General features: G+C 42.4%; 13 protein-coding genes. 6 read left to right on the forward strand and 7 right to left on the reverse strand.

Annotated elements, in window-relative coordinates:
- Nucleotides 1–14: 14 nt before the first annotated feature.
- Complete coding sequence (locus tag WN50_RS27490; RefSeq protein WP_049561369.1) at nucleotides 15–1856, reverse strand: pentapeptide repeat-containing protein; 1842 nt, start codon at nucleotides 1854–1856, stop codon at nucleotides 15–17.
- A gap of 201 nt (nucleotides 1857–2057) precedes the next feature.
- Between WN50_RS27490 and WN50_RS27495 the strand changes: the two genes are divergently transcribed.
- The gene (locus WN50_RS27495; RefSeq protein ID WP_072075648.1) at nucleotides 2058–2483 is read left to right on the forward strand and encodes a response regulator; all 426 of its coding nucleotides are present in this window, start codon (nucleotides 2058–2060) and stop codon (nucleotides 2481–2483) included.
- 90 nt (nucleotides 2484–2573) lie between these two features.
- On the forward strand, nucleotides 2574–3134 hold the full coding sequence (locus tag WN50_RS27500) for a glutathione S-transferase family protein (RefSeq protein ID WP_046278751.1): 561 nt from the start codon (nucleotides 2574–2576) through the stop codon (nucleotides 3132–3134).
- A gap of 116 nt (nucleotides 3135–3250) precedes the next feature.
- On the opposite strand, the gene WN50_RS31570 is transcribed toward WN50_RS27500, so the two are convergent.
- From WN50_RS31570 to WN50_RS27510, 3 genes are all read right to left on the reverse strand, one after another.
- The gene (locus WN50_RS31570) at nucleotides 3251–3388 is read right to left on the reverse strand and encodes a photosystem II reaction center protein K (RefSeq protein WP_009787676.1); all 138 of its coding nucleotides are present in this window, start codon (nucleotides 3386–3388) and stop codon (nucleotides 3251–3253) included.
- A 166-nt stretch (nucleotides 3389–3554) separates the two neighbouring features.
- Nucleotides 3555–3770, reverse strand: coding sequence for a hypothetical protein (locus WN50_RS27505; protein ID WP_046278750.1), 216 nt, complete (start codon nucleotides 3768–3770; stop codon nucleotides 3555–3557).
- On the reverse strand, nucleotides 3751–4230 hold the full coding sequence (locus WN50_RS27510) for a PIN domain-containing protein (RefSeq protein WP_235441152.1): 480 nt from the start codon (nucleotides 4228–4230) through the stop codon (nucleotides 3751–3753). Before WN50_RS27510 ends, WN50_RS27505 begins: the two co-directional genes overlap by 20 nt.
- A gap of 122 nt (nucleotides 4231–4352) precedes the next feature.
- Here WN50_RS27510 and WN50_RS27515 point away from each other — a divergent pair, with 122 nt between their 5' ends.
- Both WN50_RS27515 and WN50_RS27520 read left to right on the forward strand, forming a co-directional pair.
- The gene (locus WN50_RS27515) at nucleotides 4353–6212 is read left to right on the forward strand and encodes an ABC transporter ATP-binding protein (RefSeq protein WP_046278748.1); all 1860 of its coding nucleotides are present in this window, start codon (nucleotides 4353–4355) and stop codon (nucleotides 6210–6212) included.
- A 120-nt stretch (nucleotides 6213–6332) separates the two neighbouring features.
- Nucleotides 6333–6902: a GNAT family N-acetyltransferase gene (locus WN50_RS27520; protein WP_046278747.1), complete on the forward strand. Its 570-nt coding sequence runs from the start codon at nucleotides 6333–6335 to the stop codon at nucleotides 6900–6902.
- On the opposite strand, the gene WN50_RS27525 is transcribed toward WN50_RS27520, so the two are convergent.
- From WN50_RS27525 to WN50_RS27535, 3 genes are all read right to left on the reverse strand, one after another.
- On the reverse strand, nucleotides 6899–7573 hold the full coding sequence (locus WN50_RS27525; RefSeq protein ID WP_046278746.1) for a Uma2 family endonuclease: 675 nt from the start codon (nucleotides 7571–7573) through the stop codon (nucleotides 6899–6901). The genes WN50_RS27520 and WN50_RS27525 overlap by 4 nt on opposite strands.
- A gap of 12 nt (nucleotides 7574–7585) precedes the next feature.
- Nucleotides 7586–8749, reverse strand: a complete 1164-nt coding sequence (gene tgt / locus WN50_RS27530; RefSeq protein WP_046278745.1) for a tRNA guanosine(34) transglycosylase Tgt — start codon at nucleotides 8747–8749, stop codon at nucleotides 7586–7588.
- A gap of 107 nt (nucleotides 8750–8856) precedes the next feature.
- Nucleotides 8857–9303, reverse strand: coding sequence for a hypothetical protein (locus WN50_RS27535; protein WP_046278744.1), 447 nt, complete (start codon nucleotides 9301–9303; stop codon nucleotides 8857–8859).
- Between the two features lie 664 nt (nucleotides 9304–9967).
- Between WN50_RS27535 and cobS the strand changes: the two genes are divergently transcribed.
- Together cobS and WN50_RS27545 are read left to right on the forward strand one after the other, a co-directional pair.
- On the forward strand, nucleotides 9968–10768 hold the full coding sequence (cobS, locus tag WN50_RS27540; protein ID WP_046278743.1) for an adenosylcobinamide-GDP ribazoletransferase: 801 nt from the start codon (nucleotides 9968–9970) through the stop codon (nucleotides 10766–10768).
- Nucleotides 10769–11397: 629 nt separating this feature from the next.
- Nucleotides 11398–12431, forward strand: a 1034-nt coding sequence (locus WN50_RS27545; RefSeq protein WP_049561372.1) for an RNA-guided endonuclease InsQ/TnpB family protein, incomplete at its 3' end; no start/stop codon positions are given.

The raw sequence follows: 12431 nt of genomic DNA on the forward strand, positions 1-12431 counted from the left end.
TTTGATGCACCCTACTACTGAGGAGAATTAGAAGAATTGGGAGAATTGTTAACATTAAAAGTTTGCCAAGAGTGAATCGCTTGTACAATAAAATGACCAATCGGGCGATTAATTGCTTGTTCAATCTTTTGACAATTTTCTGAAGTTAAAGTCTCAATCAAACTTTGTTTTAAAACCGGATCACTTTCGAGTTGTTCGACAATTTCCGCCGCCGCTTTCATCTGTTCAGACGTTGTATTAATCGGATAAACCGCTTCTATTTCTTGGATAAACTGTTCAATCACTGACACAATAGCCGCTAAATTAGTAGGCAGTTTATTAGGAGTTTCCGGGGCTTCTTTTGGTGAATGATCAACCCTTGTCGAATTGAGAGAATTGTCGCGATTTTCAGCTTCTAGAATATCTCTTTCTCCTTTGAGAGAAACTTGAACAATTGTTCCTGAAAATTCGGAAGGGTTATCTTCGGAATCTAAAATCGTCGAGTACCAACTTTGTTTACTTTGCAAGAACGAACGAATAATAGCTGTAAATTGCTGGGGTTTTAAAGTTTTACTCCAATCAGTTGGTTGACGATAGGGATTTGGATCATCACTATTTTCAGCCGGAAGACGCAAAAACAAATAATCACAAGTAATATTTCTCAGTTGAGTCGTTAACGTAATACCCCAATCTTGAATAAAAGCCCCCGTTAACGTTGAACCATTCAGATTGGCTTGACTTAATTTCGTTCTCACCAGTTTAGCTTTGGATAAATCAACCCCTTTTAAATTAGTCGAACTGAGATTAGCCCCAATAAAACTCGCCTTTGTTAAATTAGCATTTTGTAAGTTCAGTCCCCGCAAATCTTGATAATCAAAATTCTGGTTTTCGCCTAGACCTGTTTGCAACAATTCCCGAATTTGAGTATTTTCTAAATAAGTATTTCCGCATCGTACCTGATCCAGTTGCTTCGCCCCCCGCCAACGTGTGCGCGTCAATTTAGCTTGGCGAAAATCAGCACTTTTCAAGATAGCATTGGTAAAACTAGCATCCGTTAAATCCGTATTGCGAAAATTTGTTCCGCCCGTCGCTGCTAAATTAACCGCCAAGTTGTGAATTAAAACATATTTTTGATCCCCTTGAATCCCCCGCCAACCGATATAATCAAACCAAAACGTTACTAAAACAGATATTGCGATCGCCATCGCACTCACCCCTCCCGAAATATAACCCGCAATGGCACTCGCAATCGCCGCCACCATCAATACTTTCGCCACACTCATCACCCAGGCTATACGTTCAGCAATCACAAAAATCACCCCAAAAGCGACGGCTGACGCAAACAGAATCGCCCCCGCAAACCCCGCTAACACCCCCGCAATTGCCAATGTACCCAGCAAGGTGACGACATTCGCTAGTCCAGACACCACCCCGATAATAATCCCGACAACGGCAATTTCGATCGCATCAACAAACGCTCCCCAACCCCGTTCAATTCCCCGACGCCCCGCAATCAAAACCAGTACCAGCATTAAGGCCAGAGCCGCCCAACCCGTGTTAGAGTCTTCGGGAGTAGACATATTGAAAAACACCAAGACAAAATAACCCACTAGCACCAAAGCCAGTCCCAACAGAACCAACAACAACCAGGCCACCCCCGAAACGATGATCATCCAAACTTTAGGAAGTCCAGCTTTCACGCCTCGAAACTTCACTTCAGACAAAGTTGCGCCTTGGAAATTCGTCCCTTGGATATCGGCATAGCTAAAGTCTGCACCGGACAAATTTTGACCTTGTAAGGATTGACGACGGAGGTTTTGACCTCGAAAGTCTCTACGACCTTGGGCATAAAGCTGCAACACCTGGGGGCCTTTCATGGGGCTGTCTCAATTTCTAAAGTTGGGCGATTATTCAAGAGGGGCAATCACTCCCTTCCCCAACAGAATAGCTGATGAACAACAGTCTGTTCATGGCCGAGGTGAGTTGAAGTTCTCCGTCGTATGTGTTAACACATAACCTATGTCTCGGCTTTTATCAGCAATGATCGAGTCAGCAATGTTGCTCAAGATTGGTAGATTGTGAATTTTCAAAAGGATAATTTAAGAATTTTAATCGTTGAAGATGACTACTTTTTAGCCAAGGGAATGGCGAAGTTAATTCAACGCCTGAGCGGTTTCAGAGTAAGCATTACTGACAAGTTAGATGAGGTTTTTCAACTTTGTCAGGGCAAAGAAGTCGATTTGATTATCATGGATATTCATCTACCGGAGGCTGATTACGAGAAGAAAAATGTGAGTGGCGTTGATATCTCTCGCTTCCTCAAGAGCAATCCTCAAACCGCTAAAATTCCGATTATTTTAATCACGGCTTATGCGGGTGAAAGTGAGCGTCAATCTCTGCTTGATTTTTCTAAAGCAGATGACTTTTATCCCAAGCCGATTATAGATTATGATAATCTAGTGCAGAGTATTAATCGGCTCTGTGGACGCCAAGAAAGAAAATAGGTATCCGTTGGTTTCAGGCGATTTAGGCGATCAGCCGAGAAATTGATTTCTTGAGGGTTTTATGAAACACATCACTACAGGAGTCGAATGATGCTAAAACTATACGGTGGCGCTTTTAGCCGCGCATCAATTGTTCAATGGTACTTAGAAGAAATCAGTGTTCCCTATGAGTTTGTCATGCTGGACATGAAAGCAGGCGCTCATCTTGAACCCGATTATCTGACCATTAACCCCATCGGAAAGGTTCCTGCTATTGTCGATGGAGACGTTAAATTATGGGAATCAGGAGGAATTCTGCTCTATTTGGCAGACAAATATGGTAATATTCCTGATTCTGCCGAAAAACGAGGTGAAATTTATCAATGGGTTTTGTTTGCGAATTCCACTCTTGCTAATGGTATTTTTCTAGAAGCAAACCGGGAAAAAGAAACCCCTCGTTTGATGACTGCGCTTAACGATATTTTCCAAAAACAACCCTATATTATGGGAGATGAGTTTAATGTCGCGGATGTGGCTGTTGGGTCGATTTTAGCCTATATTCCGATGATGTTAAAGCTTGATTTAAGCGCGTACCCGGCTGTTATCGACTACACAAAGCGCGTTTGTGAACGACCCGCCTTCCAAAAAACAATTGGCGCTCGCAACACCTAAAATCTCAAAAATCTAACTTGAGCTATCAGCGTTTTATTCAAACAACTGGTTATCCTCAGCCGAAGCGAGTCAATCAGCCAGTCACCTGAATAATCACGCTGATAGCTTTTTTGTCTCTATCTAAATCCGACTGACGCTTGCCAAACAAAAGCCAACAGCAGGAAAAACACGGGGATCACAGGCAAAATGTCAACAACCGGGCTAAAGATTGAATAAGCTTCCGGCAGTTTAGCCAACAGCAACGCTGCTTCCATGAATCAGTCTACCTCACTAACTTTATTTTCATAATTTTCACGTATTTTAACATGAGGATCATCTTCTCACTGAATTTTCTCTAGCGAACAGGACTTGACCCCTCAACCCCGTTTTGGAACTGTCATGCTCAACAACGTCTTAACATCCTCTGTTCCCATGCGATGCTTAGGTTTTACGCTTTGACTCCTGAAACTCTAAAACCTCAGAGTATAAACTTGCCACCGATTCTTGCTCAAAAAGCTGATCTTTAAGTTTCAGGTAATCTCCGCTACCCAAGTTACAAGCCGCCCAGAATCGAGCAACCTTCGACGGTTCCATGTTCGACAAAAGAATCCGCAACCCTTCATGTAAAACTTCTTGCTCACTCTTGACTTGAATCATCACTGTTTATCTCCAACACGAAATCGACTGGATTCACCACTTTCAACACTAACCCTGAACATTGATTGATTAGCCGTTTGTCACAGGTAATGAAATAGTCGCTATTCGCTGCTTCAGCACAAGCAACGTGTAACGCATCAATTGCCTTAAGTCCATTATGTTCCAATTGCTCGGCTCTCTGTCGGATTGCTTCATCTACTGTTTGTTTTGATTTAGCCATCTGAAGATAAAAAGTCATGGCTTCCTGCTTTATAAAATAGGGATTACGACTGTTTTCATAGTCCAGCACTGACGAACTAACCAAATCAATTATCTTTGCCTCTACCATTTGCAAAATGATGACAACAGCTTGTGACTCTAGAAAAATTTTAGGCTGAGTTTGATCATCAAATGGACGGTTATAAACACTGGTGTCTAGATATAGTTTGATCATGCAGTTGCTTGGAACTTTTTCTCTCACTTGGCTGGCGGCAATATCGACTTCAGCTTTGGCAATTCAATGTCACTCAAATATGGGACTATTCACAGGGTCTACTTCCCGGTTAACCTATAAACACTGATCCTTTCAGCCAGGGTGACACCATGACAACGCTTCAGCTTTCACCTTTGCAAGCAATCTTACGCAGTAGTTGGTCTGTCGTACAAGCGGCACCGAAAGCGATTTTTTTCTTTATTCTACTCAGTTTACTACAAAATGGCAGCCCAACACTGGTTTTATTTCTTGATAAAACGATCATTGATGAAATTACTCGTTTATTACAAACGGGAACGATTTCAACCGAGCAAGTTTTAACAGCATTACTCTCAAATACCCTACTTTTAGGGAGTATCATCAGTGTCATTGTTTTAAATTTGTCTATTGATGCCCTTTCTACGATTACCAATATTATTTTTTCAGGGTTAGAACAACGAGTTAAAGGTTATTTTCAGCATAAATTTTTTAATAAAGTCGCTACATTCGCCGATATTTCTCTGTTTGAAAACCCCGAACTTCTCAATCTTGTTCAACTGGCAGAAAAAGCCGTTGAACGGTTGCAAACTCTGACGATGCTTTTGGGCATCGGTTTGATGGGAATTTTTATGCTGATTCCTGCGGTTGCTGTTTCTTTTACGATTGTTTGGTGGGTTCCATTAATTGTTTTATTCGCATCCGCACCTGCGATTTATGTCAAGCTTTATTATGTTCGCAAAAGTTGGGATATTGAAAAAACTCAAGCCTCTGCTCATCGAGAAATGCAACTCTATAAAGAAATGCTAATCGCTCCTGAATATGCCAAAGAGTTACGTTTATTTGGGTTGCAAAATTTATTACTGGGTCGGTGGTTTAATTTATTTCATAACACTTTTAAGCAGATGGAAAAAATGCGAATCAAAGGAACAAGCCAAGTTTTATTTTGGTCTATTTTTGGTGAATTTGGAGCCGCTATTCCTTACATTTATGTAATTCTTGGTACTCTAGATCGAACCTACACCATTGGTGATTTAGCCCTTTATGCAGGATTAGTCATACAGTTACGTCGAGGTCTAAATTTTCTCATGGGTAACTTATCTCAACTGTATGATGTTGCTTTAGGAACGGTTCCCCTCTTTCAACTCTTAGAATTAGAATCTAAACTGCAATTAAATACAATTCAATCTTTATCAAACTCTTCATCTCCTCTAACTTTATCTTCTCCTAAAACCTCCGCAAAAATTCAACTTGAAAATGTTTCGTTTACCTATCCTAACAGCAACTTTACCAGTTTAAATAGGGTCAATCTAACCCTTTATCCCGGTCAAACTGTAGCATTAGTCGGTGAAAATGGAGCCGGAAAAACCACCCTTGCTAAACTCTTATGTCGGCTTTATGATCCTGATTGTGGTAAAATACTTTGGAATGGTGAAGATTTACGAGGTTTTGAATTAGATGATTTACGTCAAAAAATTGCTGTTGTTTTACAAGATTACGCTCGTTTTCCTCTAACGGTTCGTGAAAACATCGCCTTTGGAAACTTAGAACAATTAAACTGCGATAGCGCACTTTTAACAGCCATTGAAAAAGCAGGAATGACTCGTAAAATTCACAGTCTACCTAAACAACTCGATACTCCCCTCGGAAAGCAGTTAGAAGGAGGTGTTGATCTCTCAGGTGGACAATGGCAAAGAATTGCGATCGCACGTTCATTGATACGTCAACCCCAAGCAGAATTATTGATTTTCGATGAACCGACAGCCGCCCTCGATCCCAAAACAGAAGATGAAATTTATAAACTATTTGCCGATATTTCTCAAAATAAAACCGCAGTTGTTGTAACCCATCGACTCGCCCTCGCTAGAAATGCAGATGTGATTATTGTGTTAGAACAAGGTAAAATTATAGAAACTGGAACTCATGCTCAACTCATGGAACTCGGTCAACAATATTATCAAATGTTCAACCGTCAAGCCAGTCATTATGTTTAAAAATCAAATATTTTCTATCAGCATCAAAAACCTCTCCCCCTTCCCCTCTCCTGCTAGGAGAGGGGTGTCCGATAGGACGGGGAGAGGTCAGAATCTAGTTGTTTTTCTGCTTAAGATAACATGAGTATTTTATTTCAAACTGATCGTTTAATTATCCGCAACTGGGAACCGGAACAAGACGCCTCTCAAGCTTTTGAAATTTATGGTGATCCAGAGGTTATGTATTTTATTAGCCCGCCTTTAGAAACGGTAGAAATGGTTCGTTCTCGCCTACAAGAAAGAGTTGAACAGGATAATATTCGCAAAAATGGAACAGGTTCTTGGGCTGTTATTGACAAAGAAACAGAAGAAATTGTGGGCGCTATTTTGCTGGTTTCTCTCCCGGATAATGATGGAATTCCTACCACAAATTACGAGATTGGTTGGCATTTTCGCAAAGCCAGTTGGGGAAAAGGTTACGCCACCGAAGCCGCTCAAAAAATTCTGGGTTATGGCTTTACGATTTTACGTTTACCTGTTATTTATGCGGTTGTTAAGCCTGAAAATAGACGTTCAATTAACGTTACCCAACGACTGGGAATGAAACCGTTAGGCTTAACGAATGAATATTATGGAGTTGAATTGTCTTTGTTTAAGTTAGAAGACACCGATTATTATGAGCAAAAAAAGTCTATTGCAAGCAGAAATTAATCAGATAACTGTTCAATAAACTGCTGATGTTCAACTGTTGTTAAGCCCTGTTGACAAACTGCCAAAACTTTCGCCAAATCTCCCGACAACAACGCCGAAACATCTAACCATAACCCCGGAAAAACTTGACTACACAAAATCCCGTCAGCATTAACGTTTAGAAGTTTGTATTCTCCCTCCGTTAAACGATACCAATCAAATTCACCGTCATACACTCGCCAAACTAAATACTCTTGAACTTGATTGCGACGGTACGCTTTGAGTTTATCATGTAAATCAATTGATGCACTACTGGCGGCTATTTCTACAATTAATTCCGGCGCACCTTCTACATAGTCATCTTCGCTAATTCTCGACTGTCCCCCAACTTCAATTCTAAGTAGTGCATCGGGTTGGGGTTCGTTATCCGCATCGAGGCGAACTGTTGTATTATCAGCAATACCAACACCAGGCGTATTTGCGACATAGGTAAGTAGCCAACCCATAATTTGAGCATGAGGTTGACCATGATTACGATACCGTAAAGGTGAAGCCATGTAAACAACTCCTTCTATTAATTCCGCTTTCTTAATATCCGACATCGCCCGATAACGCCGTTCAAATTCTGCACGAGTCAGAGAGTCACCGCTTTCGAGGGGAGGAGTTGTTAAAGTTGGAGTTGTTAGAGTCATCGTGTTTCCAAATTACGGATCATCTTGACGAGAAAAACCCACTTCTTCTAAAGTGTGAGTAGAGGATTCAGAAGGCTTTATCCATTCGGCAAATTCTTCAGAAAAGCGATCGCGAAAAATAGCATCTCGAATGCGTTGAGTAAACCGAATTAATTCAGTCACGTTATGAATGGAAAGCAATGTATAAGCTAAGAGTTCTTTTGCTCGAACTAAATGACTCAGGTAAGCACGACTAAAGTTTTGACAAGTGTAGCACGGACAAGTTTCGTCAAGGGGTTGAAAATCTTCTCGAAACTGTGCATTTTTCAGGTTCCAACGTTCTCCTTGAACTAGCGCCGCCCCATGACGCGCCAAACGAGTCGGTATCACACAATCAAATAAGTCTACTCCCGAAGCGATCGCTTGCGCCATTTCCCGATAAGTTCCCACCCCCATCAAATAGCGGGGTTTATCGGGAGGAAGAAAAGGCGTCGTCACTTGAACGATTTTTTCAATGAGTTCGGAGGGTTCTCCCACACTCACCCCCCCGATAGCGTAACCGGGGAGATCGAGTTTCACGAGTTGTTTTGCAGCGTTTTGTCGCAAGTCAGGATAAACACCCCCTTGCACAATGCCAAATAAAGCTTGATCAGAGCGTTGATGAGCCGTTATACAGCGTTCTAGCCAGCGATAAGTGCGTTCTGTGGCGTTGAGTACCTGTTCTCGACTAGCGGGGTAGGGAGGACATTCATCAAACGCCATGATCACATCAGCGCCCAATTCATTTTGAATGTGAATGGAGCGCTCGGGCGTGAAGTTAATCATTAGACCATCGTGAGGCGAACGGAAGATCACGCCCTCCTCGTTAATGGTGCGAATTTCGCTGAGACTAAAAACTTGAAATCCACCAGAATCAGTTAAAATCGGCCCGTTCCATGCCATAAATCGATGCAACCCGCCTGCGTTGGCAACAATTTTCTCGCCCGGTTGCAGATGCAGGTGATAGGTGTTTGACAACACCATTTGAGCGCCTGCCGCTTCCAAGTGAGCTGGAGTCAGGGTTTTAACGTTGGCTAACGTCCCGACTGGCATAAATCGCGGCGTTTCGACTAATCCGTGTGGAGTCGAGAAAACACCAGCTCGCGCTTGCGTTTGACTACAGCGAGCTTGAATCTGAAAAGAGAAAGGTTCTGACATCGAATAACAGATGAGGGACTAGCAATTAGAGAGGATGGAGGGTCAAAAAAACTAAAATTTGCCTTTCTTTTCCGGGTTTCCTTCTAATTTCTCATTCCTCATTGTCTCTAAAAAGGGCAGTCATCATCAAGCTGACTATCCCAGCTTCCCGACAATACTTGATCCATGACGGCATCAAGTGCGGCGGCATTGAACGTGCGACTGGCGTGTTCTTCTAGGGGGCTAGAAAGCGGAATTAAGCGGAGTAAACGGCCATCTTCCACGAGATCGAAATAGGTTTCTTTCTCAGGAGATTGTTTCAGTTCGAGGTAGTCGAAACTGTTGACATTTAAGTAGAGGGCATGATTTGCCACTAAAGTTGCTTGCTGCTCCGAGGAGAACACCTCTAAGACATAGCCTTCTGCCTCGCTACACACCTGTCCATCTTGGATATGAAGATAACGGACGCGGCCGAGATCAACAAGCAGTTTTTGCATATCAAGCTTGTTAACAACTATGCCTGTATCAATGATACACGGAGCAGACACCCTGCAATTCAAATGATCGTAACTCATGGAGCAAAAGCCTCTGGTGTGATAAGTTCCCCTTGTGGCAACTCTATCTAGTCCAATTCAGCATTGTGGAAAAATATTTAACATGAAATTTTTTCCCACACTTAAGTATATCCGAATTGAGATAGAAGTTGTCTATCTTGAGTCGCAGTTGCAAAATACTGCTTTTGTAGGTCATTGTTACGGAAGTTATCTTTACTTCAGACTGAATTTATTTTTTTCAGTCCGAGAAATAGTCATCCCTTCCTCCTTTAGAGCGCTGCCTAAAATCTATACAGAATTTAGGCTTAGAGAGTTTGACTGGGTGTTACTGGTGATAACAGTACAGCCAACGCCCTAATTCTAGCAAAGGTCAGACAGAGAAATCTAATCAATGAATTGGATTACTCTGCTTTGGCTGCGGTGATCGCAACAACTTCCATGCTAATGAGAAAATCGGGATAGAATTTCACAAAATTGATCGAATTAGCACCCTTTGGAGAGAGGAAAATCTGACAACTCCCAAACGAGAGCAAACGATAGAGGGGTATTATTTAAATTGTGGCATAGCTGAGAAAATATTCATCCGATCTTCTGAGAAAATGCTGGAGACTCCCTCAAAACCCATCACAGAGACGGGAAAAATATCAGGTAAAGTAGAGAAAATCGACCCGACCCTGATGTTTCTATGGCACTCGACAGACAAATTGAGTCTATCAAACAATTTTGGCAACAGCAGAGTACCGCCTTCGCCGCCGCGATCGCTTTTTATACCTGCTTACCTGTACCCCTCTCCTGGACGCTAGAATTTCGCGGAATTGCCCGACTCGCCCCTCTGATTGGTTTAATGATAGGCGCCCTACTCGGACTGATGGATGCAGGGTTACACCTCTTAGGGTGTCCACCCCTCCTGCGTTCGGCTTTAGTCGTCGTGGGGGGTATCGCCATTACGGGGGGATTGCATCTTGACGGGGCGATGGATACAGCCGATGGGTTAGCCGTGACTGACCCGAACCGCCGACTCGAAGTCATGGCGGATAGCGTTACCGGTGCCTTTGGGGTGATGGCAGCCATCTCGATTATTTTACTCAAAACCACCGCCTTGAGGGATCTCGATGAATATCGCGCTTTGGCGTTGATGGCTATTGCGGGTTGGGGACGGTGGGGACAGTTAGTGGCAATTGCCCGTTATCCCTATCTCAAAGCCGTGGGAAAAGGGGCTTTTCACAAAGATTCGACTTATACTCCCTTTGACTTTATTCCCGGAATTCTGTTGCTCTTGAGTTTAAGCGGTTTACAAATTATACTGAACCCGAGTCGTTGGCTGGTTGCCGTCGGAATGGCTTTAGGCGGAGGTGCAGTTGCGATTCTGATTGGCGCTTGGTTTAATACTCGACTTGGCGGACATACGGGCGATACTTACGGGGCGGTTGTCGAGTGGACAGAAACCTTTCTTTTGTGCTTGTTAGTCGCGTTGGAGGGGGATTAAATCGCCTCGTCAAAAAAGGCAATCCCAAAGCTATTCTCTGGCTATAAATTTAATCAAGAAAAAGCGATCGCTCTCGTTGATTTAATCATTATTTTTGGATGCGTCTCACCCCTTGCTTAGACCCACCAAGCTTATAGATCGGCTTCATTTTAGGGGGTTCTATACCCTTGATAGATAGAAAAAGTTAAGCATTCTTGTCACTTGAGTTGAAAGATGAACATAGAAGCAGTATGATTATTATAGGCAATAGTCTATAGATTCAGGAGGAACAGTCTGTACAGTCAAGTTGGGATGCCTAAAAAGATTTGAGAGAATACAATAGAGAGGATGGGGACTCTCTAGAAAATAAGCTCCCTCTTTAACCCAAGTCCAGTTACCCGTCTGTCGATTGATCAGTCAATTTTCCGGAGAGGAAGATTTAAATCGGTAAGCATAAGCGAGTTGTCAGAGAATGCCTGACTTTTACAGAATTGGAATCACAACTTTAACTAAGCCGACGGGAAGTCCCCCACCATAGCTGTACTCAGTTTGGTGGTGGGATGAAAGTCGGGGAAAACGGAGGGACGTAGTTTTCCAAATCTTCCGATATCGTTACTGTTTTATGTATAATGCGGTAAGGAGGTATTAAGATGCTACACAAAGCGGTCAAGGTTCGACTCTATCCAACACCAAACCAGCAGGTATTACTGTCTCAGCACTTTGGTTGTGCTAGATGGTGGTGGAATTACGGTCTAAATAAGTCAATCGAGACCTATAAAGAAACGGGGAAAAGCCTTGGTCAGTCAGCACTTAATGCCTTCTTACCAAAACTCAAAAAAGCGGAAGAAACCTTATGGTTATCTGAGTGCTACAGCCAAGTATGCCACGCAACGACGCTCAATCTAACAACAGCCTACAAGAACTTTTTTGCAGGACGTGCTAGGTTTCCTCGTTATAAGTCGAAGCATGGTAAGCAGTCGATTCAGTATCCTCAGAATGTTAAGGTACTTGAGAATTTCGTTCAGTTTCCAGGTAAACTTGGCAAAGTTAAAGCTAAACTACACAGGGATATAGAAGGAAAAATAAAAACCGTAACAGTCAGTTTAGACCCATCAGGAAAATACTTTGCATCAATACTGACCGAAACCGAGGGTAAAAATCCAACGGTTTCAACTGAGGGTAGAGTAATTGGAATCGACTTAGGTTTGACTCATTTTGCTATCACCAGTGATGGTAATAAAGTGTCTAAGTACAATAATCCTAGACATTTAGCTAAACATGAGAAAAACCTCAAACGTAAGCAACAGAAGTTAGCCAAAAAACAAAAAGGAAGTAATTCAAGAAACAAAGCTAAAAGAACTGTAGCTAAAGTGTACGAACGGGTAACAAAATCCCGTCAGGATTTTCTACATAAGTTATCAAGAAAACTCGTCAACGAGAACCAAGTTGTCGTAGTAGAAAATCTTAATGTCAAAGGCATGGTACGCAATCACAATTTAGCTAAAGCTATTTCTGATGCAGGATGGGGAATATTTACCAACTTTTTAGCCTATAAGCTAGAACAGAAAGGCGGGAAGTTGGTAGAGATTGACCGATGGTTCCCCAGTTCTAAACTCTGCTCTAATTGCTATTACCAGATTGATGAGTTACCCCTTGATATTAGAGAGTGGACTTGTCCTCACTG

The organism is Limnoraphis robusta CS-951, assembly GCF_000972705.2.

What these genes read in the sequence shown, in the direction of transcription:
- WN50_RS27535 (WP_046278744.1), bottom strand. Translation starts at nt 9,303, where the DNA reads ATGAGTTACGATCATTTGAATTGCAGGGTGTCTGCTCCGTGTATCATT.
- WN50_RS27500 (WP_046278751.1), top strand. Translation starts at nt 2,574, where the DNA reads ATGCTAAAACTATACGGTGGCGCTTTTAGCCGCGCATCAATTGTTCAA.
- WN50_RS27525 (WP_046278746.1), bottom strand. Translation starts at nt 7,573, where the DNA reads ATGACTCTAACAACTCCAACTTTAACAACTCCTCCCCTCGAAAGCGGT.
- WN50_RS31570 (WP_009787676.1), bottom strand. Translation starts at nt 3,388, where the DNA reads ATGGAAGCAGCGTTGCTGTTGGCTAAACTGCCGGAAGCTTATTCAATC.
- tgt (WP_046278745.1), bottom strand. Translation starts at nt 8,749, where the DNA reads ATGTCAGAACCTTTCTCTTTTCAGATTCAAGCTCGCTGTAGTCAAACG.
- WN50_RS27490 (WP_049561369.1), bottom strand. Translation starts at nt 1,856, where the DNA reads ATGAAAGGCCCCCAGGTGTTGCAGCTTTATGCCCAAGGTCGTAGAGAC.
- WN50_RS27505 (WP_046278750.1), bottom strand. Translation starts at nt 3,770, where the DNA reads ATGATTCAAGTCAAGAGTGAGCAAGAAGTTTTACATGAAGGGTTGCGG.
- WN50_RS27520 (WP_046278747.1), top strand. Translation starts at nt 6,333, where the DNA reads ATGAGTATTTTATTTCAAACTGATCGTTTAATTATCCGCAACTGGGAA.
- WN50_RS27515 (WP_046278748.1), top strand. Translation starts at nt 4,353, where the DNA reads ATGACAACGCTTCAGCTTTCACCTTTGCAAGCAATCTTACGCAGTAGT.
- cobS (WP_046278743.1), top strand. Translation starts at nt 9,968, where the DNA reads ATGGCACTCGACAGACAAATTGAGTCTATCAAACAATTTTGGCAACAG.